The organism is Pontivivens marinum, assembly GCF_900231835.1.
Taxonomy (GTDB): domain Bacteria; phylum Pseudomonadota; class Alphaproteobacteria; order Rhodobacterales; family Rhodobacteraceae; genus Pontivivens; species Pontivivens marinum.
Map to the genome: position 1 here is coordinate 45767 of NZ_OCTN01000005.1, position 25750 is coordinate 71516.

The 25750-nt window shown below is 58.0% G+C and carries 19 protein-coding genes and 2 tRNA genes; 4 read left to right on the plus strand and 17 right to left on the minus strand.

The genetic code is table 11. The features are described from left to right. Positions 1-134: 134 nt before the first annotated feature. From CR254_RS12355 to CR254_RS12400, 10 genes are all read right to left on the minus strand, one after another. Positions 135-953 carry a hypothetical protein gene (locus tag CR254_RS12355; protein ID WP_097930445.1) on the minus strand — a complete coding sequence of 273 codons (819 nt, stop codon included), beginning with the start codon at positions 951-953 and terminating at the stop codon, positions 135-137. Positions 954-1102: 149 nt separating this feature from the next. Next, on the minus strand, positions 1103-5314 hold the full coding sequence (rpoC, locus tag CR254_RS12360; RefSeq protein ID WP_097930447.1) for a DNA-directed RNA polymerase subunit beta': 4212 nt from the start codon (positions 5312-5314) through the stop codon (positions 1103-1105). An 80-nt stretch (positions 5315-5394) separates the two neighbouring features. Then, positions 5395-9501 carry a DNA-directed RNA polymerase subunit beta gene (gene rpoB, locus CR254_RS12365; RefSeq protein WP_097930449.1) on the minus strand — a complete coding sequence of 1369 codons (4107 nt, stop codon included), beginning with the start codon at positions 9499-9501 and terminating at the stop codon, positions 5395-5397. A gap of 244 nt (positions 9502-9745) precedes the next feature. Then, complete coding sequence (gene rplL / locus CR254_RS12370; RefSeq protein ID WP_097930451.1) at positions 9746-10120, minus strand: 50S ribosomal protein L7/L12; 375 nt, start codon at positions 10118-10120, stop codon at positions 9746-9748. Positions 10121-10201: 81 nt separating this feature from the next. Further along, a complete protein-coding gene (gene rplJ / locus CR254_RS12375; protein WP_097930802.1) occupies positions 10202-10717 on the minus strand; it encodes a 50S ribosomal protein L10 in 516 nt (171 codons plus the stop codon). Between the two features lie 239 nt (positions 10718-10956). Then, complete coding sequence (rplA, locus tag CR254_RS12380) at positions 10957-11655, minus strand: 50S ribosomal protein L1 (RefSeq protein WP_097930453.1); 699 nt, start codon at positions 11653-11655, stop codon at positions 10957-10959. Then, complete coding sequence (gene rplK / locus CR254_RS12385) at positions 11655-12080, minus strand: 50S ribosomal protein L11 (protein ID WP_097930454.1); 426 nt, start codon at positions 12078-12080, stop codon at positions 11655-11657. Before rplK ends, rplA begins: the two co-directional genes overlap by 1 nt. Positions 12081-12207: 127 nt before the next feature. Then, positions 12208-12741, minus strand: coding sequence for a transcription termination/antitermination protein NusG (gene nusG, locus CR254_RS12390; RefSeq protein WP_097930455.1), 534 nt, complete (start codon positions 12739-12741; stop codon positions 12208-12210). Between the two features lie 140 nt (positions 12742-12881). Then, positions 12882-13079 (minus strand): preprotein translocase subunit SecE, encoded by a 198-nt coding sequence (secE, locus tag CR254_RS12395; protein ID WP_097930457.1) that lies wholly within the window; start codon positions 13077-13079, stop codon positions 12882-12884. A gap of 31 nt (positions 13080-13110) precedes the next feature. Then, a tRNA-Trp gene (locus tag CR254_RS12400) sits at positions 13111-13186 on the minus strand. 175 nt (positions 13187-13361) lie between these two features. Here CR254_RS12400 and CR254_RS12405 point away from each other — a divergent pair. Then, complete coding sequence (locus tag CR254_RS12405; protein WP_097930459.1) at positions 13362-13739, plus strand: hypothetical protein; 378 nt, start codon at positions 13362-13364, stop codon at positions 13737-13739. Between the two features lie 238 nt (positions 13740-13977). Here CR254_RS12405 and CR254_RS12410 read toward each other — a convergent pair whose 3' ends face one another. The 6 genes from CR254_RS12410 to CR254_RS12435 form a co-directional block, all read right to left on the minus strand. Further along, the gene (locus CR254_RS12410) at positions 13978-14949 is read right to left on the minus strand and encodes a zinc transporter ZntB (RefSeq protein ID WP_180955985.1); all 972 of its coding nucleotides are present in this window, start codon (positions 14947-14949) and stop codon (positions 13978-13980) included. A gap of 78 nt (positions 14950-15027) precedes the next feature. Next, positions 15028-16203, minus strand: a complete 1176-nt coding sequence (tuf, locus tag CR254_RS12415) for an elongation factor Tu (protein ID WP_097930437.1) — start codon at positions 16201-16203, stop codon at positions 15028-15030. A gap of 446 nt (positions 16204-16649) precedes the next feature. Continuing rightward, positions 16650-16723 (minus strand) — tRNA-Gly (locus tag CR254_RS12420). An 82-nt stretch (positions 16724-16805) separates the two neighbouring features. After that, the gene (gene ileS, locus CR254_RS12425; RefSeq protein WP_097930463.1) at positions 16806-19736 is read right to left on the minus strand and encodes an isoleucine--tRNA ligase; all 2931 of its coding nucleotides are present in this window, start codon (positions 19734-19736) and stop codon (positions 16806-16808) included. Positions 19737-19933: 197 nt separating this feature from the next. Further along, entirely contained in the window at positions 19934-20692 is a 759-nt protein-coding gene (locus tag CR254_RS12430) for an SDR family NAD(P)-dependent oxidoreductase (RefSeq protein WP_219618008.1), read from the minus strand. A gap of 10 nt (positions 20693-20702) precedes the next feature. Beyond that, positions 20703-21524, minus strand: a complete 822-nt coding sequence (locus CR254_RS12435; protein ID WP_097930467.1) for an SDR family oxidoreductase — start codon at positions 21522-21524, stop codon at positions 20703-20705. A gap of 185 nt (positions 21525-21709) precedes the next feature. Between CR254_RS12435 and CR254_RS12440 the strand changes: the two genes are divergently transcribed. Further along, a complete protein-coding gene (locus CR254_RS12440; protein WP_097930469.1) occupies positions 21710-22729 on the plus strand; it encodes an alcohol dehydrogenase catalytic domain-containing protein in 1020 nt (339 codons plus the stop codon). 44 nt (positions 22730-22773) lie between these two features. Here CR254_RS12440 and dapB read toward each other — a convergent pair whose 3' ends face one another. Then, positions 22774-23577: a 4-hydroxy-tetrahydrodipicolinate reductase gene (gene dapB / locus CR254_RS12445; RefSeq protein WP_097930471.1), complete on the minus strand. Its 804-nt coding sequence runs from the start codon at positions 23575-23577 to the stop codon at positions 22774-22776. Positions 23578-23736: 159 nt separating this feature from the next. On the opposite strand from dapB, the gene rbfA reads away from it, so the two are divergent. Then, positions 23737-24147, plus strand: a complete 411-nt coding sequence (gene rbfA / locus CR254_RS12450) for a 30S ribosome-binding factor RbfA (RefSeq protein WP_097930804.1) — start codon at positions 23737-23739, stop codon at positions 24145-24147. A gap of 24 nt (positions 24148-24171) precedes the next feature. Further along, a complete protein-coding gene (locus tag CR254_RS12455; protein ID WP_097930473.1) occupies positions 24172-25740 on the plus strand; it encodes a sulfotransferase family 2 domain-containing protein in 1569 nt (522 codons plus the stop codon). Positions 25741-25750: the final 10 nt, after the last annotated feature.

The window sequence follows — 25750 nt, forward strand, 5'->3', positions numbered from 1 at the left end:
CCCGGATCATGCATCGCCAATTTCGGCTATATCGTATTCACGGGACTATTTAGTCCTATGAAAGTGGGCGGAAACTACGCCCGACTCGCGGGCCTGTCAACCAGCCATTACAATCGACTGCAAATGGCGCCACGTCATATGTTTTCAGCACTGACCGCTGCCCCCAATGCGGCAGCGAAGTTCCTCATTTGACTATGTAATTCCTCAGTCATTGCTGCTTCAACCGCCTCATACATCTTTTGACCGGCTCCGCCCTCGATCACCGCAGCATAGGCATTCAATTCATCCACCGACAGTGATTGGTAGATGAACGCCTTTATGGCGACCGACTCGATTTGCAATCGGGCAATCATATCGTCCTGTTGGGTGATAATCATTGCCAACAGATCGGCTTCGGGAATCGCTCGGCCCAGATTTTCATTCAATGCCTGCTGAAATACAAACTGACGATTGAGGCTGGTTGCTGCGATTTCTTCGGGTGTACCGAACGCCAAGGTCAAGCGTTGCAGCGCCTCCAAGCGGTCCGGATCGATCTCGGCCATTGCGGCGTGGCCTAACTCAACCTGATCCACACCATCCATATCCGGCATTTGACTGGCTTCCTCCAATGCCGTTATCCGCTGACCCAGACCCATGGAGAAGAATCCTCGAAGTGATTCCAGCTCCTCCAAAGTCGCCATTTCACCGAACTGCTCTGCGGCAGCATCAAAGACGGCTTCGGCCTGAAAGAATCGCGGGCCCAATCGGTCCCATGCCGTTGCAAGATCGGGATCATTATCGCCGGTCCCTTCCGGTGCGTTGGACAATGCGCGCGCCTGATCCTCAGTCAATGTATCAAATCCGTTGAGAAGCAGGACCTCCCCTGCAAGGGCTGTTTGATGCTGCTCCTGCGCATATGCGGGAATCGTCAGCATCAAAAGAACGGCGATCGAGGAAAGTGTGTTGCGTAGCATGGCTTACTCCTGAACCTGTCAGAAAAGACCTAAGCACTGAGCCGCGTACAAAAAAGGGTGAACCCGCACGCTCTCGCAGTCGTCATCATCGCCAGAAACGAAAAAGCCCCGGCGCGGTGGCCGGGGCTTTTCCAAAAGTAGTGCCGGAATTACTCGGCGGCTGTATCGTCGCTTGGCGCAACTTCGGCCTCCGCTGCGGCAAGGGCGGCCTGCGCCTCCTTTTGCCGCTGCGCGATGACCTTGCTGTCCCGCTCCTGCGCCACACGCTTGATGTCGTGCGTGGCACCACCGGTACCAGCAGGGATCAGGCGACCAACGATCACGTTCTCTTTCAGACCGATCAGCTTGTCCCGCTTACCCTGCGTGGATGCTTCTGTGAGCACACGCGTGGTTTCTTGGAACGATGCAGCCGAGATGAACGAGCGGGTTTGCAGCGATGCCTTGGTGATACCCAGCAGGATCGGTGCGCCCTTTGCAGCCGCTCCGCCCTTGGAGATCGCCTTCTCGTTGGCTTCGTCAAACTCGATCTTATCGACCTGCTCACCCTTGAGCAGCGTGGTGCCGCCGGAATCGGAGACCTCCCACTTTTGCAGCATCTGGCGAACGATCACCTCGATGTGCTTGTCGTTGATCTTCACGCCTTGCAGTCGATACACGTCCTGCACCTCGTTGATGAGGTAATCGGCCAGCGCCTCGATCCCCAGAATTGCGAGGATGTCATGGGGGGCTGGGTTGCCGTCCATGATGTACTCACCCTTCTGTACGAAGTCGCCCTCGGCCACAGGAATGTGCTTACCCTTAGGAACCAGATACTCGACTGCCTCCATCGTGTCATCGGCAGGCTCAAGCGAAATACGACGCTTGTTTTTGTAATCCTTGCCGAAGCGAACATAGCCGTCCTGCTCCGCGATGATCGCGTGATCCTTTGGACGACGTGCCTCGAAGAGTTCAGCAACACGCGGCAGACCACCGGTAATGTCCTTCGTCTTCGCGCCTTCACGCGGGATACGTGCCAGCACGTCGCCTGCCTTCATCTCCTGACCGTCTTCGACCGACAGAATAGCATCCACAGACATCGCGTAGGATGCAGGGTTGCCGCTATCCAGACGAACCGGCTCACCCTCAGGATCAGCCAGAATGATCGCAGGCTTCAGTTCGTTGCCCTTTGGAGCCGCGCGCCAATCCGAAACGATCCGCTGGGAAATACCGGTTGCATCATCCGTATCCTCACGCACGGAAATACCCGGCGTCAGATCGACGAATTTCGCAGTACCGTCCTTCTCGGCGATGATTGGCAGCGTGTAGGGGTCCCACTCGGCGAGCTTGTCACCGCGTGCAATTTCCTGACCCTCTGCAATCAACAGCGTCGAACCATATGCCATCTTGTACTCGGCCCGAACTGCGCCGTGCTCGTCCATGATTGCGATAACCATGTTACGGCCCAGAACGATGATATCGCCCGAGGAGTTGGTGATGACGTTCTTGTTGCGCAGCTCAACCTTACCGGATTGCGTTGCCTCAAGATAGGATTGCGAACCACCCTGCGCGATGCCGCCAATGTGGAATGTCCGCATTGTCAGCTGTGTACCAGGCTCACCGATCGACTGTGCAGCAATAATGCCGACAGCCTCACCAGGGTTTACACGGGTACCGCGGGCAAGGTCACGACCGTAGCACTGCGCACAGATGCCGTCATCTGCTTCACAAGTCAGCGGCGAACGCATCTTCATGGTTAGAACGCCCGAACCCTCAATCAGGTCGGCCATACGCTCATCAATCAGCTCGCCTTCCTTACAGATGACACGCTTGTCATCCGCAGGGTCCAGCACATCCTCAGCCGCAACACGGCCCAGAATACGCTCGGCCAGCGATGCAACAACGTCACCATCCTTGATGGCGGCGGATGCGGTGATCGAATTGCTCGTGCCACAATCGTCAATCTTGACGATGCAATCCTGCGCAACGTCAACCAGACGGCGTGTCAGATAGCCCGAGTTCGCTGTTTTAAGCGCGGTATCGGCCAGACCCTTACGGGCACCGTGGGTGGAGTTAAAGTACTCCGCCACGGTCAGACCTTCCTTAAAGTTCGACACGATCGGCGTTTCGATGATCTCACCCGATGGCTTGGCCATCAGACCACGCATACCACCCAGCTGCTTCATCTGGGCAGGGGAACCACGCGCACCGGAGTGGGACATCATGTAGACCGAGTTCGGCTCCATTTCCGCACCGGCATCATCACGACGCACCGCAGAAATTTCAGCCATCATCGCATCCGCAACAACGTCGGAACATTGCGACCAAGCATCAACCACCTTGTTGTACTTCTCGCCCTGAGTAATCAGGCCGTCCATGTACTGGCGCTCGAATTCCTTAACCTGCTCGCGCACGTTTTCAACGATCGTCCACTTGGTGTCAGGGATAACCATGTCGTCCTTACCGAACGAGATGCCTGCCTTGAACGCCTCGGTGAAGCCGAGTGTCATGATCTGATCGCAGAAGATGACCGACTCTTTCTGACCGCAATGGCGGTACACAACGTCGATGACCTCGGCGACTTCCTTCTTACGCAGAAGGCGGTTCACGATGTCGAATGGTGCTTTCGCATTCAACGGCATCAGTGCGCCCAGACGCAGACGGCCCGGAGTGGTTTCAAACCGTGTCATCACGGTTTCGCCTTCCTCGTTGATCTGAGGAATACGTGCCTTGATCTTGGAGTGCAGGTGCACAACGCCGGCGTTCAGCGCGTGATCCACTTCCTCCATCGAACCGAAGGTCATGCCCTCACCCTTCTGCCCATCACGTGCAAGCGTGATGTAGTAGAGACCGAGGATCATATCCTGCGATGGAACGATGATTGGCTTACCGTTTGCAGGCGACAGAACGTTGTTCGTCGACATCATCAGGACGCGCGCCTCAAGCTGCGCCTCCATGCTGAGCGGTACGTGAACAGCCATCTGGTCGCCGTCAAAGTCAGCGTTAAACGCGGAACAAACCAGCGGGTGCAGCTGGATAGCCTTACCTTCGATCAGAACCGGCTCAAACGCCTGAATGCCAAGACGGTGCAGCGTAGGCGCACGGTTCAGCATAACGGGGTGTTCGCGAATAACCTCGTCGAGGATATCCCAAACCTCGGGACGCTCCTTCTCAACCAGCTTTTTCGCCTGCTTAACAGTCGAGGAAAGACCCTTCGCGTCCAGACGCGAATAGATGAACGGCTTGAACAGCTCCAACGCCATCTTCTTGGGCAAACCACATTGATGCAGTTTCAGTTCAGGACCGGTCACAATCACCGAACGACCCGAGAAGTCGACCCGCTTACCCAAAAGGTTTTGACGGAAGCGACCCTGCTTACCCTTGAGCATATCAGACAGCGACTTCAGCGGGCGCTTGTTCGCACCGGTGATGACGCGGCCACGACGGCCGTTATCGAACAGCGCATCAACCGATTCCTGCAACATCCGCTTCTCGTTGCGGATGATGATGTCAGGCGCACGCAGCTCGATCAGGCGCTTCAGACGGTTGTTCCGGTTGATAACCCGACGATACAGGTCGTTCAAATCCGAGGTCGCGAAACGACCACCATCCAGCGGCACCAGTGGGCGCAGCTCTGGCGGGATCACGGGGATCACGGTCAGGATCATCCACTCGGGACGGTTGCCGGAATCGAGGAAGTTCTCGACCAGCTTCAGACGCTTGATGATCTTCTTGGGCTTCAGCTCACCAGTTGCCTCGGCCAGATCGGCGCGCAGCTGCTCTGCCTCGGCGTCGAGGTCGAGATCGGCCAGCATTTCGCGGATCGCCTCAGCACCAATGCCGCAGCGGAACGCATCAGCACCGTACAGATCCTCTGCGTCGAGGAACTCTTCCTCGGTCAGCAGCTGGCCCTTGGTTAATTCGGTCAGACCGGGCTCAATCACCACGTACTGTTCGAAATACAGGATACGCTCCAGATCGCGCAGCGTCATGTCCAGCATCAGGCCTATGCGGCTTGGCAGCGATTTCAGGAACCAGATGTGTGCAACAGGAGCGGCCAGCTCGATATGGCCCATCCGCTCACGACGTACCTTTTGCAGCGTGACTTCTACGCCGCATTTCTCGCAGGTAACGCCGCGATATTTCATGCGCTTATATTTACCGCACAGGCATTCGTAATCCTTGATCGGACCAAAGATGCGCGCGCAGAACAGACCGTCCCGCTCAGGCTTGAACGTACGGTAGTTGATTGTCTCGGGCTTTTTTATCTCACCGAAGGACCAGCTCAAAATCCGCTCTGGCGAGGCCAGAGATATCTTGATCTCGTCGAAAGTCTTGAGCGGGGCAACCGGGCTAAACGGGTTGTTGATAAGCTCTTGGTTCATCTTGTGATCCTATCTGTCATTGGCAAAACGCGACCCTCGGGCCGCTAGACGGGGGCGGCGGTCCGCCCCCGGCCTTGCGATCACTCCGCTTCGGAATCCAGCAGCTCGATATTCAGACCGAGCGAACGGATTTCCTTGACGAGAACGTTGAACGATTCAGGCACACCTGCCTCGAAGTCATTCTCGCCCTTCACGATAGCCTCATAGACCTTTGTCCGGCCTGCGACGTCATCCGACTTCACCGTCAGCATTTCCTGCAAGGTGTAGGCGGCACCGTAAGCTTCCAGTGCCCAGACCTCCATCTCACCAAAGCGCTGACCACCGAACTGCGCCTTACCACCCAGCGGCTGCTGAGTGACGAGCGAGTATGGACCCGTCGAACGCGCGTGGATTTTGTCATCCACAAGGTGGTGAAGTTTCAGCAGGTATTTAACACCCACCGTCACCTTACGGGCGAACTGCTCACCGGTACGACCGTCGAACACGACCGACTGGCCGCTTTCGTCCAGACCCGCACGACGCAGCGCATCGTTTACGTCGGGCTCTTTCGCACCATCAAAGACTGGCGTCGCGATTGGAACACCACGGGTCACATTGCCGGCAGCCTCGAGGAATTCCTCGTCGGTCATGTCGGCAGTAGCCTCGTTATAGATGTCCTCACCATAAGCGATCTTCATTGCGTCCTTAACCGGCGTCATATCACCGGAACGGCGATACTCATCCAGCGAGTTTGCAATGCTCTCACCCAGACCACGTGCGGCCCAGCCCATATGCGTTTCAAGGATCTGACCGACGTTCATCCGCGATGGAACGCCCAGCGGGTTCAGAACGAAATCAACCGGCGTACCATCGGCGAGGAATGGCATATCCTCCTCAGGCACCACGCGGGAAATAACACCCTTGTTGCCGTGACGGCCCGCCATTTTATCACCAGGCTGAAGCTTACGCTTCACCGCGATGAAGACCTTAACCATCTTCATCACGCCCGGGGGCAGATCGTCGCCGCGGCGAACCTTGTCGATCTTATCTTCGATCCGGCGGTCCAGAGTACGTTTCTGCGCGTCGAACTGGCCTTGCAGCGCCTCGACTGCCTTCGCGTCCTCTTCTTCCTCAAGTGCAAGCTGCCACCACAGGCCCTTGCTCAACGTGCCATCCAGCATGTTGTCGTCAATGATCGAACCGGGCTTGATGCCCTTTGGACCCTTAACGGCAACCTTGCCAGTGATCATGTCGCGCAGACGGGAATAGATGTTGCGCTCCAGAATGGCGAGCTCATCGTCCTTATCGCGCTGTAGGCGCTCAACTTCTTCACGCTCGATTTGCAGCGCGCGCTCATCCTTCTCCACACCGTGGCGGTTGAATACGCGAACCTCGACAACCGTACCGTAGTCACCCGGTGGCAGACGCAGCGATGTGTCACGCACATCGGATGCTTTCTCACCAAAGATCGCGCGGAGCAGTTTCTCCTCCGGCGTCATTGGGCTTTCACCCTTTGGCGTGATCTTACCAACCAGAATGTCGCCCGGTCCAACCTCAGCACCGATGTAAACGATACCGGCCTCGTCGAGGTTGCGCAGCGCTTCCTCACCGACGTTCGGGATATCGCGCGTCACTTCCTCAGGGCCGAGTTTCGTATCGCGTGCTGCGACCTCGAACTCCTCCAAGTGGATGGATGTGAACACGTCATCCTTAACGATCCGCTCGGAGATCAGGATGGAATCCTCGTAGTTGTAGCCATTCCAAGGCATAAACGCGACCAGCACGTTCTTACCCAAGGCCAATTCACCCAGATCGGTGGAGGGGCCATCAGCCACAACCTCGCCCTGACGGACACGATCGCCCACCTTCACCAGCGGACGCTGGTTGATACAGGTGTTCTGGTTGGAACGCTGGAACTTGCGCAGACGGTAGATATCCACGCCGGCATCGCCGGGGTGCAGATCACCGGTTGCCCGCACAACGATCCGCATTGCATCGACCTGATCGACGACGCCTTCGCGTGCCGCAGTGATCGACGCGCCGGAATCGCGCGCAACAACTTCCTCGATACCCGTACCGACGAAAGGCGCCTCAGCCTTTACCAGCGGAACAGCCTGACGTTGCATGTTCGACCCCATCAACGCGCGGTTAGCATCGTCGTTCTCAAGGAACGGGATCAGCGACGCGGCGACGGATACCAGCTGCTTTGGGCTAACGTCGATCAGGGTTACGTTCTCAGGTGGGTTCAGCTCGAACTCGCCCGCTTTACGTGTGGAAACCAGATCATCGGCCAGCATGTTGCCGCCATCAATGCGGGCATTTGCCTGCGCGATGGTGTAGCGGCTTTCCTCGGTCGCGGACATGTACTGAACTTCGTCCGTCACCTTACCATCAGTCACAACGCGGTATGGCGTCTCGATGAAGCCGTACTTGTTGACCCGTGCATAGGATGCCAGCGAGTTGATCAGACCAATGTTCGGTCCCTCGGGTGTCTCAATCGGGCACATACGGCCGTAATGCGTCGGGTGAACGTCGCGCACCTCAAAGCCGGCACGCTCACGTGTCAAACCGCCTGGTCCCAACGCGGACAGACGACGCTTGTGCGTGACTTCCGACAGTGGGTTGGTTTGGTCCATGAACTGCGACAGCTGCGAGGAGCCGAAGAATTCACGCACAGCCGCAGCAGCAGGTTTTGCGTTGATCAGGTCCTGCGGCATCACCGTGTCGATTTCGACAGAGGACATCCGCTCCTTGATTGCACGCTCCATGCGCAGCAGGCCAACGCGATACTGGTTTTCCATCAGCTCGCCAACGGAACGTACACGGCGGTTACCAAGGTGATCGATATCGTCGATATCGCCCTTACCGTCGCGCAGCTCAACCAGCGCCTTAACCACAGCGATGATATCGTCGCGGCGCAGGGTGCGCATGGTATCAGGCGCATCCAGGTTCAGGCGCATGTTCATCTTCACGCGGCCAACTGCGGACAGGTCGTAACGCTCGGAATCGAAGAACATCGCGTCAAACATTGTGGACGCCGCTTCAACGGTGGGCGGCTCGCCCGGACGCATAACGCGGTAGATATCCAGCAGCGCCGTATCACGGTTCAGGTTCTTATCTGCAACCATGGTGTTGCGGATATAGGGGCCAACATTGACGTGATCGATGTCCAGAGTTGGAATCTCGTCGTGACCGGCCTCAGCCAGTTCAGACAGGATTTCCTCGGTGATCTCGGTGCCCGCTTCGGCATAGATATAGCCGGTCGCCGCGTTCACGATGTCACGCGCAACGGAGCGGCCGAAGATGGCATCGTAAGGCACGAGGATTTCCTCGACCTCACCGCTATCCTTCAGTTGCTTCACAGTGCGTGGAGTCACCTTTTTGCCAGCCTCGGCGATCACCTCGCCATTAGCAGCATTGATGATGTCATGCGTCGGCTTTGTACCGCGAATCCGGTCGGGGAAGAACGGGGTTGCCCAACCCTGATTCTTCACGTTCCGGTAAGTGACGGTATCGTAATACGCTTCCATAATGCCGTCTTGGTCGAGGCCAAGCGCATAGAGCAGCGTTGTTACTGGCAGCTTCCGGCGACGATCGATACGCGCGAAAACGATGTCTTTCGCGTCGAATTCGAAATCAAGCCACGAGCCGCGATATGGGATGATCCGCGATGCAAAGAGCAACTTGCCCGAGGCATGCGTCTTGCCGCGATCATGGTCAAAGAACACGCCCGGCGAACGGTGCATCTGGGAAACGATGACCCGCTCCGTGCCGTTCACAACGAACGTACCGTTTTCGGTCATCAGTGGCAGGTCGCCCATATAGACGTCTTGCTCTTTGATGTCCTTAACCGAACGCGCGCCGGTATCCTCATCAACTTCAAACACGATCAGACGCAACGTCACCTTCAGCGGTGCCGCATATGTCATGTCGCGCTGCTGACATTCTTCAACATCGTATTTTGGCGCTTCGAGCTCGTATTTCACGAATTCCAGAATCGAGGTCTCGTTAAAGTCCTTGATCGGGAAGACCGACTGGAAAACACCCATGAGGCCCTCTCCATCAGTCGGCTCTGGGCCATCGCCCGAATCGAGAAACAGGTCGTAGGACGACTTCTGTACTTCGATAAGATTCGGCATTTTCGCGACTTCGCGAATTTTTCCAAAGAAACGGCGGATCCGTTTGTGACCGGAAAACGTCTGTACCATGCGTGAGGTATCCTCGTGCTGTTCCCGCGCGATGACCGTTGGGCGACGGCATCGGCGAAAGCCCGTATCAGGGGTTCATCCCATTCTGTCAGTGCGTTCCCACACGCACTGCACCCGGATGAAGCGCACCTTCTGCTATGCCCGAAAACGGACACAAGAGAAGAAGCGGTTAAGGCTGGACACGCTATATGCGCGTCCAGCCTCAGATTTACAACCCTTGAAGATCAAAGGTTTCTCAAGAAAATTACTTGAGTTCGACTTCTGCGCCAGCTGCTTCCAGCTTGCCCTTGATCTCTTCAGCTTCGTCCTTGGACACTGCTTCTTTAACAGCTTTGCCGCCAGCTTCGACGAGGTCCTTAGCTTCTTTCAGGCCCAGGCCTGTGATCGCGCGGACTTCTTTGATCACGTTGATCTTCTTGTCGCCAGCGGACTTGAGGATCACGTCGAACTCTGTCTGCTCTTCAGCAGCAGCGCCGCCATCAGCAGGGCCAGCCATCATGACTGCGCCACCGGCTGCAGGCTCGATGCCGTACTCGTCCTTGAGGATGTTCTTCAGTTCAGCAGCTTCGAGAAGGGTCAGGCCCACGATCTCTTCTGCGAGTTTCTTGAGGTCAGCCATTTGTCTGTTCCTATGCTTTCAGTTCTGTTGAGTCCGGTGTCAGTGCTTTCGCTCCAAACCGTCCTCTCGTATGCCTTTGACTTAAGCCGCTTCGCGCTCTTCCAACGTCGACAGGATCGACGCAATGTTGGAAGCAGGTGCGCCGATAGCGCCCGCGATGTTCGAGGCAGGTGCACCCAGACACGCCGCGATGGAAGCGATAAGCTCCTCGCGCGACGGCATAGCTGCAACAGCTTTCACACCGGCCGGATCAAGCACGCTATCGCCCATTGCGCCGCCGATGACCTGAAGTTTGTCATTCGACTTTGCGAACTCGTTAACCGCTTTGGCAGCTGCCACAGGGTCTTCGGAGTAGGCGATTACGGTCATGCCGGTCAGAAGGTCGCCCATGCTTTCAGCAGGGGTCCCTTCCAGGGCGATCTTGGCGAGCCTGTTCTTGGCGACACGCACTGCACCACCGGCCTCACGGACGGAAGTACGGAACGCAGTCATTTCGGCAACCGAGAGGCCGACGTAGTGCGATACTACAACGACGCCAGAGTCCGAGAAAATCTGGTTGAGCTCAGCTACAACCGATTCTTTTTGGGCTCTATCCACAGTGTTGCTCCAATATTTGGCGAGGAAACCCCGCCGGCTCATATTGATGGGCACGAATGCCCATCCCTTGGGTTCCCGTCCGGGGTCCCGCCAAGATCTGCCCGAAAGCAGAACCTTAACATGTCCCCCGTCTATGGCAGGAATTACGACCCTTTCGGATCACCCACCGTCTCGGACGGATGAGGCAGGCGAACCTGCCCCGGAACATCCCCGCCGCGTGGCGGGGAATCTCTTGCCGTTTACTCGGCCAATGCGCCTGCTACGTCAACCTTAACGCCAGGGCCCATTGTCGATGTCAGCGCGATGGACTTAACGTAAGTGCCCTTCGCGCCTGTCGGCTTCGCCTTGTTCACGGCATTTACGAATGCCTTAACGTTCTCAACCAGAGCAGCCTCATCAAAGGATGCTTTGCCGATACCCGCGTGAACAACACCAGCTTTTTCAGCTTTGAATTGAACTTCGCCACCCTTTGCTGCTTCAACGGCCGCTTTCACGTCCATCGTTACAGTGCCGACCCGTGGGTTTGGCATCAGGTTGCGCGGGCCGAGGATCTTACCCAGACGACCAACGATTGGCATCATGTCAGGGGTCGCGATGCAACGATCGAAGTTGATGTTGCCGGCCTGAACCTGCTCCATCAAATCTTCTGCACCAACGATATCCGCGCCAGCTTCAGTTGCTTCGTCAGCCTTTGGACCGCGTGCAAATACAGCTACGCGAACTGTCTTGCCGGTGCCGTTTGGCAGGCTAACAACGCCACGAACCATCTGGTCCGCGTGGCGAGGATCAACGCCGAGGTTCATGGAGATTTCCACGGTCTCGTCGAATTTCGCCTTAGCGTTGGATTTGATCAGGCTAACAGCGTCCGTGATGGAGATGTTGTGCTTGCCTTCGAATGCGGCTTTCGCAGCCGTCATGCGCTTACCGAGCTTAGCCATTACTTCACCTCGATGCCCATCGACCGGGCGGAGCCCAGGATGATTTTCATGGCGCCTTCGATGTCGTTGGCGTTCAGATCGACCATTTTCGCTTCTGCGATCTCACGAACCTGCTTAGCGGTCACAGTACCAGCCACTTCACGCGAAGGGGTTTTGGCGCCGGACTTCAGCTTTGCAGCTTTCTTGAGGTAGTAAGAAGCAGGAGGCGTTTTGATCTGCATTGTGAACGACTTGTCCACATAATACGTGATCACGGTTGGGCAAGGTGCGCCAACTTCCATTTCCTGCGTCTTGGCGTTGAACGCCTTACAGAATTCCATGATGTTAATGCCGCGCTGACCCAGTGCTGGGCCGACGGGTGGGGATGGGTTTGCCTTACCGGCAGGCACCTGAAGCTTCAGCTGCCCTGCTACCTTCTTGGCCATGATGGCCTCCTCTTCTCACACCCTCAGGTCGCGACCCTTGGGTAGTTTGTGATGTGGTCTGGTCCGGTGCGCGCGCGCCCCTCGCCTCCCACGATTTGACCCCTGCCCTAGATTTAGGCAGGACCGTTCACTCGCCCTTGCGGACTTGTGTGAATTCCAGTTCGACCGGCGTTGCGCGGCCAAAGATCGAGACAGTCACCTTCAGGCGCTGGTTCTCATCGTCAACTTCCTCAACCATACCGGCGAAGCTCTCGAACGGACCGTCGGTAACAGTAACCTGCTCGCCCACGTCGAAAGTGATAAGAGTGCGCGGCTTCTCCACGCCCTCCTGAACCTGATTGGTGATCCGGTCCACCTCTGCCTGACGCAGTGGCGACGGCTTGCCCATCGGGCCCAGAAAACCAGTGACCCGGTTCGTATCGTTGATCAGGTGATAAGCGCGATCCGTCATCTCCATGTTGACCAGAATATATCCGGGCATGAAGCGCTTCTCGGTCTCAACCTTTTTACCGCGGCGGACCTCAACAACCTGTTCGGTCGGGACCAGCACCTCAGTGATATCGTCTTGCAGGCCTTTTTGCTCGACCTGCTCCATGATCGACTCGGCGACTTTCTTCTCGAAGTTCGAGAGAACGTGAACAGAGTACCACCGTTTCGCCATATCGAGTTTTTACCTTGCTTGTGAGCCATTACTGACCCGTAATTTCAATACCCCCAAAACAAAATCGGGCGCGCCGTTCGAATCTAGCGCGCCGTACTGTCTTGAGGTTTGGATGCGTCTACCGCCAAGAGACCCTGAGATCAAGCACCGAACTGTAGAATCTGCTCCAATCCGAAGGAGATCAGCCGATCAATGAAGAAGAAGAACAGTGCAGCGATCGTCGCCATGATGAAAACCATCACCGTGGTCAGCATCACCTCACGCCGTGTGGGCCATGCGACCTTGACCGCCTCAGCGCGAACTTCCTGCACGAACTCTGCGGGATTGCTTTTAGCCATAAGTCGTCTCCTCAGCGTGCTTGTGTCGGCCTGGCAGGGGCAGGGGGACTCGAACCCACGGCCCTCGGTTTTGGAGACCGATGCTCTACCAACTGAGCTATACCCCTATGAGGCCACGGCCGACGAGCAGTCAGTTACGTGCTTTGCGCCCCGGACGCAAGGGGGCCGTGGCCACCTAATTACCGATACAATCTAAAATCTACACTCTGAGATGTTTTCCACTTGTGGTTGTGCGCACAAATGTGGCTCAATTATGGCACTCAGAACGCTAGGAGCATCGTCATGACCGCACTAACCACACGCTTGCGTCCCCTCTTTGGCGCTGCATTGCTGGGCATTGCGTCTGCGCCTCTCATGCTAGCGCTGGCCGATAACGGGCAGACCCATCGCGGACCACAGCGCGCAGCACATGTGGAGCTTCAGAACTTCCAGTTCAGCCGTGTTCGTGCAGCCATGGCATTGACCAAACGTGCGAACAATCCCGGTGCGATTCCCGTCAACATCCACACCGCCGATCCACAGGCGCCCGGTTATGTCTGGCGGGTGACATCTGATGTTCAGTCCGCACCTAGTGCGCTAGAACAGTATGATTCAGATCCAGTTAGGGTAGCAGTATATGCTCCCGTACAGCCGAATGGGGCAATTGCCCTAACCCAATAGCCATTCCGAATTCAGCGTGTTTGCGCTATACTGCGTGATAGTAAGGGGGCTATTATGATAGATAATCACGCCAATATTAGATCAACACTCACAACACTTATCGCCTTAACTGCGGTCGTTCCATTGTTGGTAGACATCAATAGTAACAGCAAAGCAGATATCGCGCAAAACCAGCACACGGTGACACAACCGTTCACCCTGACTCCACCTCTCATTAACGTCACCCGCTAGGTAGTCGCTACATCCATTTACGATATCGTAGGGCCCAGATGATTGCGACCGCCATGCCGACCAGTGACACGCACAGCACGGCAAAGGCCCACGGCGTGTTCACGCCTGGCAGGCCGCCAACATTCACGCCCAGCAGGCCGGTGATAAAACCCAGCGGCAGGAAAACCGCCGACAGAATCGCCAACGCATAGAGGTTTCGGTTCAGTCGGTCCGACAGCACGTTTGCCAATTCATCTCGAATCACCTGAGCCCGCTCACGCAGCATGTCCAAATCCTCGACATGCCGCATGACCCTGTCCGCCGTTTCCTGCAACATGCGACGATCCTCTGCCATCAACCAAGGCGCATCCATATCGCGCAGAGCACGCATGGCATCACGTTGTGGCGCGATGTAGCGGCGCAGAATAATGATTCGACGGCGAGTCTCCGCAATCTCACGGCGTAAATCCGGCCCGGGGGCATCCAGAATCGCTTGTTCCTGCGCGGCAACGGCATCCTCCAACTCATCCAGAACCGGCTCCATGCGCTCGGTCAGCAAACGTGCCAGCGTGGCAAGAAAAGCTCCGGGCGCGTCCGGTCCCCGCCCTGCCCGCACTAAATCCTGCAAATCCGCAACGGCTCGCAAGTCCCGTTTGCGCAGGCTAACCACGCGCCGCGGATCGACCCATAGGCGTAGCGAGATCATATCCTCGGGCACCGCGCCCTCGTTCAGGTTCACCCCGCGCAATAGCAATAACGCGCCATCGTCACTAACCGCGCAGCGCGGGCGAGTATCCTCGGCGGTTAATGCCGTGTGCAGCACCGGATCCACATGGCTAAGATGGCGCGAGAGGAACGCTACCGTACGATCATCATCCGCATCCAGATGGGCCCACAGCAACGTTTCGGCATCCAGCAGGGGGTCAACCTCATCCCGCGCACAACTGCGTCCGCGATCAGGTCCGTTCAGAATCAATGAGCTGAGTACAAAATCCGTCATGCGCTCCATCCTGCCATCAAACGCAAAGCGCCGCCGCAATTGCTTGCGACGGCGCCCTGAATATTCAGTACGAGAGTATTACTCGTGGATTTTGGAGACGACGCCCGCGCCGACGGTGCGGCCACCTTCGCGGATAGCGAAGCGCAGCTTCTCTTCCATTGCGATAGGCTGGATCAGTTCAACGTCGAACTTCAGGTTGTCGCCAGGCATAACCATCTCGGTGCCTTCGGGCAGCATTACCGTGCCAGTTACGTCCGTTGTACGGAAGTAGAACTGTGGGCGGTAGTTTGCGAAGAATGGCGTGTGACGGCCACCCTCTTCCTTGGTCAGGATGTATGCTTCTGCCTCGAACTTCGTGTGCGGCATGACCGACTTTGGCTTACACAGGATCTGGCCCCGCTCAACGCCGTCACGGTCGATACCACGCAGCAGAACGCCAACGTTGTCGCCTGCCTCACCGCGATCCAGCAGCTTGCGGAACATCTCGACGCCCGTGCAAGTCGTGGTCTTGGTGTCGCGGATACCCACGATCTCGATGCTGTCGCCAACGTTGATAACGCCACGCTCAACACGACCGGTTACAACTGTACCACGGCCGGAGATCGAGAATACGTCCTCGATTGGCATCAGGAACGGCTGGTCAACTGCGCGCTCGGGCTGCGGGATGTACTCATCCACAGCTGCCATCAGCTTTGCGATGGAGTCTTTGCCGATCGCATCGTCGCGATCTTCCAGAGCGGCCAGAGCCGAACCAGGGATCACCGGGATATCGTCGCCAGGGTAGTCGTAGGAGGACAGCAGCTCGCGGATCTCCATCTCGACCAGCTCAAGCAGCTCTTCGTCGTCAACCTGATCGACCTTGTTCATGTACACAACCATGTACGGGATGCCGACCTGACGGCCGAGCAGGATGTGCTCGCGCGTCTGTGGCATTGGGCCATCTGCTGCGTTCACAACCAGGATCGCGCCGTCCATCTGCGCAGCACCGGTGATCATGTTCTTGACGTAATCTGCGTGGCCCGGGCAATCAACGTGCGCGTAGTGACGCGTTTCCGTCTCGTACTCAACGTGTGCCGTCGAGATCGTGATCCCGCGGGCTTTCTCTTCTGGCGCGCCGTCAATCTCGTCATACGCCTTGAAGTCGCCAAACTGCTTCGTAATCGCAGCTGTCAGCGTCGTCTTGCCGTGGTCAACGTGACCAATCGTGCCGATATTTACGTGCGGTTTCGTCCGCTCGAACTTTGCCTTCGCCATGATGGCCTCCTTCTTACTTCGACGGGTGATCTAACTACACCGCCAGACAGTCACTTCGCTCGGTTGAATACCGGCCTAAATTCGCCGCGATTGCGGCGGCGAAACCTTATGATAGCGCGTTAATCCGCCCGTGGACGGGATTTGAACCAACAACGCTACGCAACATTTGTGAATGAAACACTGCACTTACTACAGCATCAGCACTAGAAATTACGCTGTGCTGCGCATGCGCAGGGCGAGCAATCGCGTCATCAATGGCCGTGAGGGGGGATTGCGCAACAAATGCGCATGCCAAAGGCGCGACTGGACACGCAACCGCAAAAGCTCGGATCAATCTCATAGCTGCCACCTCACGTGTTTCATGCAACTGCTCAAGCAATCTTCCGAGGCTAACTAGAAGGTTCACGTTAACGGCGCAATACCGATGTTCGGCAGATGTGAAGATTTGGAGCGGGCGGCGGGAATCGAACCCGCGTCTTTAGCTTGGAAGGCTAAGGTCTTACCATTACACAACGCCCGCGCTGGCGTCTGAATACCCAAGCTGCCCACCGGCTGCAAGGGGGGACGCGCAGTGACTTTGCCTCTGCGCGTCCTTTTCTTGATTAACTCAGCGCCGTATCGCAGCGACCGCACACACCTGCATGGGCGTGGGTGCCAACATCGGGCAAGATTTTCCAGCAACGGGCGCATTTTTCGCCTGCCGCTAGGGCCGGAACAACGGCGACACCAGCAACATCATCGAGGGTGAATGCCCCCTCTGGTGCGGGCTGGTCGCTCAACACCACATCCGAGGTGATGCACAGATCCGCCAACGGCAACCCGTTCAACTGGGCACGCAGATCATCATCGAGGATGTGCACAACCGGCGCTGCCTCCAGCGAGGCACCGATCCGCTTTGCCGTCCGTTCGATCTCCAACGCGCCCGTGACAACACGGCGCACAGCGCGAATGCGGGTCCACTTAGCGGCCAGTGCCTCATCAGCCCATTCCGCAGGAACATCCGCGAAATCCTCTAGGTGAACACAGCCCTCGGGGTGCTTTTCCAGCCAGACCTCTTCCATGGTGAAGGTCAGGATCGGGGCCAGCCACTTGGTCAGATGCGTGTGCAGCGCGTCCAGAACGGTCCGTGCCGCGCGCGCCTCAACCGAGGTTTCAGCGTCGCAATACAGCGCATCCTTGCGGATATCGAAATAGACCGCCGACAGGTCGATGGTGCAGAAGGTAAACAGCTTCTGGAACACCCCCTGGAAGTCATATTTCGCGTAGCCCTCACGCACCTGAACGTCCAATTCGGACAGACGGTGCAGCACCCAACGCTCCAGCTCAGGCATATCGGCATGGGCGACCGGCTCATGCTCCGCCATAGAGCCGAGGATATAACGGAACGTGTTGCGCAGACGGCGATAGCTGTCAGCAACACCCTTCAGGATTTCAGGCCCGATCCGGTGATCCGCGGTGTAATCGGTCTGGGCAACCCACAGGCGCAGGATATCCGCACCGTATTGCTTGACCACCTCGGCGGGAACAATCGTGTTGCCGATGGATTTGGACATCTTGATGCCCTTGGCGTCCAACGTGAAGCCGTGGGTCAGAACGCCCTTATACGGTGCGCGCCCCATCGTGCCGCAGGCCTGCAACATCGAGGAATGGAACCAGCCGCGATGCTGATCCGTGCCCTCTAGGTACAAATCCGCAGGCCAGCCCGCATCGGGACGGTCGCGCAGAACGAATGCGTGGGTCGAGCCGGAATCAAACCAAACGTCGAGGATATCCCCGACCTTCTCCCAGCCCTCACCAGCGCGTTCGCCCAGGAACCGCTCAGCCGCGTTATCCTCAAACCAGCAATCTGCGCCCTCAGTCGCGAATGCCTCAGCGATGCGTGCGTTCACCGCATCATCGCGCAGCAATTCAACTTCACCGTCCGAGGATGTCTTGATGAAGCATGTCAGCGGCACACCCCATGCCCGCTGGCGCGACAGCACCCAGTCGGGGCGATTTTCGATCATGGCGTGCAAACGGTTGCGACCGTTCTTGGGCGTCCACGTCACCAGCTCGTCGATGGAGGTCAGCGCCCGCTCACGGATGGTCGTGCCATAGGTGTCATCACCGCCGATGGCCTTGTCGATGGCCACGAACCATTGGGGGCGGTTCAGACGGATCACCGGCGCCTTGGACCGCCACGAATGCGCGTCCGAGATTGTGATCCGCTTGGATGCGATCAGGCCGGAAACTTCGCGCAGCTTGGCCATCACAGCCTTATTCGCGCCGCCGGGCTTACCGTTCGGCTTCAGGATCGCCTCACCACCGAACAGGGGCAGATCGGCGCGGTAGGAGCCGTCTGCCTCGATGTTGAAGGTCATCTTCAGCCCATGCTTCAGACCGATCTGGTAATCGTCATCACCATGGGACGGTGCGGTATGCACGAAACCCGTACCCGCATCATCGGTCACGTGATCGCCGGGCAGCATCGGAACATCGTAATCCCACTCACCCGCAGCATCGGCAGCACCACGGAATGGGTGCGCCAGAGAGATTGCCTCCAACTGCAACGCATCCAGACCATGCAAGCACTCATAGGCATCAACGCGGGCATCCGCGAAAACCTTCTCTGCCAAGGCATCCGCCAGCAAAAATTTCTCACCGACCTTGGCCCAGTTTTCCTCGGCCGCCTCAGTCACCTGATACAGGCTGTAATTTAGCGTGGGGTTAAAACAGACCGCGCGGTTGGACGGGATCGTCCACGGCGTTGTTGTCCAGATAACAACGTTCGCGCCGTTTAAATCATCAGGCAGAACGCCAAGGCCGGTGCCCTCGCTATCGGCGCCCGCTTCCATCAGTTTGATAACGTCACCGACAGGCTCAATCGGGAATTTCACCCAGATCGCATCAACCTGACGGTCGTGATATTCCACCTCCGCCTCAGCCAAAGCAGTTTTCTCAACCGGCGACCACATCACAGGTTTGGACCCGCGATAAAGCGAGCCATTCATGACGAACTTCATGAATTCCTCAGCGATTGTCGCCTCGGAGCTGAAATTCATCGTCAGGTAGGGGTTCGCCCAGTTGCCGGTGATGCCGAGGCGCTTGAATTCCTCGCGCTGGATATCGACCCAGCCCTGCGCGAATTCGCGGCACTCACCACGAAATTCGTTGACGGGCACGTCATCCTTGTTGCGCCCCTTGGCGCGGTATTTCTCCTCGATCTTCCACTCGATGGGCAGGCCGTGACAATCCCATCCGGGGATGTAGCAGGCATCCTTGCCCATCATCTGCTGGCTGCGCACAACCATATCCTTGAGGATTTTGTTCAACCCGTGGCCGATATGCAGGTGACCATTGGCGTAGGGAGGGCCGTCATGCAGAACGAAGGGCGTGCGGCCCTCCTTTTCGCGCAGACGGTCATAAACGCCGATCTCGGCCCAGCGCGCCAGCCATTCCGGCTCACGCTTGGGCAATCCCGCCCGCATGGGGAAATCGGTCTGCGGCAGGTTCAACGTTGTTTTATATTCTGGGGTGGTGGTCTCGGCGCACATTTCGGCGGCTCCGTCACTATCAGGAAAATCAGGTAAAGGCGGCGCGGTCCGGCCATACGCCTTGTCCCGGCATCGCAATCAGCGTGCCGGGCGAATAATTCGGATAGCTATTAGAAATCCACCGGTCATGCCCGTGTCATAGCGCAGCGCAGCGCACTGGTCCAGATAGGACAGTGCACTGGGCAACAGGTTCCCGCTCAATAGGCGGTAACGCCCCCGTCCAGTGCAATCGTCTGACCGGTCATGAAGCTATTTTGCGGGTCAGCCGCGAATAGAATGGCCGCGATGATCTCCTCCCGCTCGGCCAACCGCTTCATCGGAACGCCGCGTGTCAGCTCCGCCTCGGCTGCGGCCTTATCGGGTGCCGCGCTGATAACATCGGCGACCATTTTGGTGCGGGTAAATGCTGGACAGATCGCGTTGACCCGAATGCCGCGCCGCGCATTTTCCAGCGCTGCCGTGCGGGTCAAACCCGTTACGCCATGCTTTGCCGCCGCATAGATCCCCAATGTCGGTGCAGCAACCAGCCCCGCAATCGAGGACAGGTTGATGATCGCGGATGTTGACCCATCGGCCCTGTTTTGCTGCTGCAATTGCGGCAATTGCGCCTGTAGGGCCCAGAACATGCCCAGCAAATCCACCTCGATCACGCGACGGGCGATATCCTCGGGCGTTTGTTCGATCCGCATGGGCTGATGCACGATACCGGCATTATTCAGCGCAACATCCAGCCGACCGCCGATTTCAACGGCCTTGGCCACCAGCGCCTTGTGATCCTGCGGGCTGGCCGCGTCGGCGATCATCCAAGCGGCACCTAGGCGGGCGGCGACATCCTCAACCTGTGGGGAGATATCGCTGAGCAACAATTTTGTCCCGCGCGCGGCAAAGGCCTCGGCAGCGGCTTCACCCAAACCGGCAGCGGCACCGGTGATCAGAACAGTTTTACCTTCAAACATGCTCAGCCCCTCAATGCGCGTTTGCGAAAAGCTTCGCAGGGGTCTGCACGCTCATCCCGCCATCCAGTGGCAGGATAGCGCCGGAAACATAAGCGCCCGCCTTGCCGCACAGATATAGCGTGGCACCTGCAATATCCTCAGCCGCGCCGATACGGCCCAGCGGCACACCAGCGCCGACCTTCTCCGCCTTTTCCGCAGTGCCGGTGGCAAAGCGGGTCATCTTGGACGGGAACGGACCGGGGGCGAAGGCATTGACGGTGATCCGCTTGCCTGCAAGCTCACCTGCCAGCGTTTTGGTCATGTGGTGCACAGCCGCCTTGGACATGGTGTAGGAATACGCGCCCTCGGCCAGTGGCAAGGTGCCCATGACAGAGCCGATATTGATGATTCGCGCAGGGTCCGCATCACTGCTGGCAGCCACCAAGAGCGGGGTCAGGTCGCGGGTCAGGGTAAACATCGCGCCGACATTCACATCCATGATGCGGGTCCACTGTTCCATGGGGAATGTCTCATATGGCTCACCCCATGTGATGCCTGCATTGTTCACCAGGATATCCAGTTTCGCAGTACACCCCTGAACCTCTGCCACTAGCGCAGCAATGCCATCCGGTGTGGACACATCCGCGGCAAAGCTCTCAACACGACCAGCGGGGGCGCCTGCGTTAATCTCATCCGCTGTGACCTGACAGGCATCCCCCTTGCGCGAACAAATCATCACTGTCGCGCCACCCTCGGCCAGTGCCTGCGCGATCATGCGGCCAATGCCGGTAGCCCCGCCTGTGACCAGCGCCACCTTGCCCTGAACCGAAAATAAGTTGTCGAGATATGCCATGTGATCCTCCCTTACCGCCCCCTTTTGCGGCGGCGTTTTGTTGGGCCCAGAATGGCCACCGCATCCAGCATAGGTAAACCCCCGCAGATGAGTGACGCGACGTGACGAGCGGAACAGTCCCTGTGCCCTGTGCAAGCGGCCCTACCCCGCCTAGGCTTCGTCCAAGTCAGAATAAGGAGAACCTCATGAGCATTCCCGAAACGATGCGCGCCCTTGTCCAATTGCATGACGGCTATTCCGGCACGCAGGAAGGTCCGGCGATCGATACCGTCGCACCCTATCTGGAGCTTCGTGAAATTCCCGTGCCACAACCCGCTGCGGGGCAAGTGCTGATCAAGGTAGACCTCGCCGCCGTAAATCCGTCCGACCTGCATTTCATCAAGGGTGAGTACGGTCAGCCCCGCATCAAGGATTGCCCCGCCGGGTTCGAGGGCGTGGGCACAGTCGTCGCCGGTGACAGCCCGTTTATGGGGCAGCGGGTCAGCTTTTTCGCCACCCATTCCGGCACATGGGCCGATTACGCCATGACCGAGGCACAGGGTCTGGTCCCCTGCCGCCCCGATCTGGCCGCCGCCGATGCAGCAGGGCAGATCGTGAACCCGCTGACCGCGATGGCCATGTTCGATATTGTGCGCGAAAGCGGTGCTGACAGCTTTATCCTGAATGCAGCGGGTTCGCAGTTGGGCAAATTGCTGATCGGCTTGGGCCGTGATTACGGCATCGCGCCCATCGCGGTGGTCCGACGGGCCGAACAGGCCGATCTGCTGCGCGAACATGGCGCGGCAGAGGTATTGATAACCTCGGATGAGGATATGATGGCCAATGCCGCCCCGATCCTGCGTGAGCGTAAGCCGCGTATCCTGCTGGATGCTGTGGGCGATCAGGCAACGGCTGATCTGTTCTTTGCCATGCCCAACCGCGCCCGCTGGGTGAATTACGGCAAGCTGTCCACAACTCCACCGCAACTGACACAGATGGGCCAGTTGATTTTCCAGCAAAAGGTCATCGAAGGCTTCTGGCTGACCCGCTGGATGAAGGACACCGCCCCGCAAAAACTGGGCGCCGTGATTGCCGAGGTGCAGGAGCGTTTCGTCTCAGGCAAATGGCAAACGGACGTAGCAGCCATTGTTCCGCTGGCGGACGTGATGCAAAGTCTGCCTGCCGCAACCAAAGTCGTGGACGGCAAGGTTTTCATCAAACCCTGATGACAGGTTGCACGGGGCCATCGCGCCCCGTGCAGCCAATCCGGTCAGCTAAGCCCTAGAACGTCCACCATATCGAATTCGCCAGATTTCTGGCTATGCCCCCAAACGGCAGCGGTCACCGCGCCGCGCGCGAACAGCATCCGATCAGACGCAATATGGCCCAGCGTGATCCGCTCACCCGTTCCCGCAAAAATTGCCTGATGCTCACCCACCACATCACCGCCACGCAGGGCCGCAAAGCCTATCGCGCCGCGCTTACGCTCACCCGTGATACCGTCACGGCCGCTTTCGCGCATTTCGTCCAGATTGATGCCGCGCCCCTCGGCTGCGGCCTCGCCCAGCATCAATGCGGTGCCGGATGGGGCGTCTACCTTGTGCCGGTGATGCATCTCGATGATCTCAACATCGAAATCCTCGCCCAGCGCGGCGGCGACCTTGCGCGTTAGAACCGTCAGCAAGTTCACGCCAAGGCTGAAATTACCCGCCCGCACGATTGTCGTGTGAACGGCGCAGGCGGTCAGATGCGCCAGATCGTCCTCCTCCAACCCTGTTGTGCCAATCACATGCGTGGCCCCCGCCTGTGCGCATAGCGAAGCATGTTCGCGGGTCGCCGATGGTGCTGTAAAGTCGATGACGGCATCGGCCCGTGCAATCGCGTCCACGGCCTGCGCCTCAACCACCACATCGGATGCTGTTTCGGGCAGAACCTCCCGCAGGGTTTTCCCGACCCATGGATCATCCGGCAGGGCGGTTGCGCCGACCAATTCGCAGCGCGTATCCTCGGCCACGGCACGGGCCAGCATCCGGCCCATTCGGCCTGTTACTCCGGTAATCGTGACTGCAATCATGGCGTCCTCCTGCTGTGTTGGCACTGAGATAGGCTGGACAGCGCCGCTTGGGCAACACCCACAGGAACCTCTGTCGCAAATTAACCCCATGCTGCGCAAACTTACCGCCACACCCTGCGGCTGCTTGACTCCGGCCGCTATCCGCACGACATGGCCATCATGGCAAGTAACAAGTTTCACGAGGGCGCCGGCCCCTCGCAGCGTCAGCTCCGCGTAGGCGAGCTTATCCGCCGCGCCCTGTCGGACACATTAATGCGCGGCGATCTGCATGATCCTGACCTCGCACATGTCTCCGTCACGGTGGGCGAGGTACGGATGAGCCCCGACCTGCGCCATGCGACTGTTTTCGTCATGCCGCTGGGTGGTGGTGATGTGCAATCCGTGATCAAGGCACTGGCCCGCAACCAATCCAACCTGCGCCGTGCGATCAGCAAGCAGGTCATAATGAAATATTCGCCCGAGCTTCGCTTTCGCGCGGATGACAGCTACGATCAGATGGACGAAACACGTCGACTGCTGGATCTGGAAGAAGTGCGCCGTGATCTAGATACAGATGAGGATGCCGATTAAACCTCGATTGGAGGGTAAGACGCGATGAGTCTTCTGCCGTGGCGATGGAAGAAACGCCGGAAAATAGCCCCCGAACCTGTCATACAGGCCCCTGCTGTGGACCCCGAGATTGCACGGCGGGAGCGTATCGCGCGGCGTCTTGCCAATGATGAGGCAGCCCGCGATCCGTCCATGCTGCTAACCACGGATGCCTATCCGATATATTACCTGCCGATCACGAAATGCGGGTGCACCTTCCTCAAAAACCTATTCTACTCCCTCGACCATGGGACGGAACATCCCGCAGGATTGTTCGTGCATGAGGAAGAAGACGGCCTGCTAAATGCAGCCGCAGATGATTACGAGACAGTCTATAATAGCCCCTACAGCTTTACCGTGCTGCGCGATCCTGCCAGCCGGTTCATGTCGCTGTATTTCGACAAGATATGGGGCGATGGCGCGGTTAACTTCCCGAAAATCCGCACACATCTAGCTGAAATCGGGGTTGTCGACCTCAGCCGGGATTTGGATACGGAACAGCACCGCGACAATGCCTACCGCCTGCTGGACTGGGTTAGCCGCAATTTGCAGGGTGAGACTGATCTGGCGATCAACTATCACTGGCGTCCGCAAACCAGCCGCCTGCGGCGCGCGCGTATGTTTCGCCTGAACTACCTGACGCTGGAGGGGTTGGACTGGCAACTGCCGATGTTAATGGCCCCCGTCGTGCCAGATATGGCTGAACGCATGCAGGTGGTGAAATCACGCAACAAATCCGCACGCCCTGCGCCCGCAGCAGATGTTTTGGATGAACCGCTAACGGCCGCGATCCGAAAACTCTATCGCGCAGATACCATCCTGCATGATCGGGCACATCGCGCATGGGCCGGTCAGGCGCAGGAGCAACGACAGGGTGAATTTGCAAGCCCGCCCCTGCCCCGCCATCAACGGGTGCAACGCCTCCTCACGCCTCAACCGACCAGCCTGACCTATGCGGCCCAAGCGGGTGGAGTGGCCGTCACCGATGTTTTGACGACAGCAGGATTGATAGGGCAAACCACCGATATTCCGCTTGAGGGTCTGTCCGAGCGTGACGAGCGCGCATTGGTGTTGATGCGCGACCCGCTGGAACGGTTTGGCGCGCTGTATAATTTGATGAATTCCCGTCCGCGCCGCTCCGGCTTTACCGCGCTGCGCCTGACCCTGACAAAGCGTCGCGGGTTCATTCCGCAGCCGCAGAGCATCGACGATCATCTGCATAACCTGCCCATAATGGTGACCTATATGCGGCGGCGGGGTGATGAATTCACCCATGCCCATGGCTTGGCCCGCAGCCGCATGCAGTCCCACGATATCCGGCGCGTGATTGCCGCAGGCGGGACACCTGTCTTCTTTGACCGCTTGGCCGAGGATTTGCCCGCATTGCTGGATCGCCCCGACCTTGCCATACCGTTATCCGCCATTGTGACAGCAAACCGTTTGCCCGACGATATTGCCGCCGCCCTGACGGGACCGGTTGCCGAAAGCGTGCGGAGCCTGTACCGCACCGACTTCGATCTGTATGACAGCCTGCGCAGCGCGGCTGGACTGCCGGTCAGCGGGGAATGGGCCTGAGGGCCGGTAC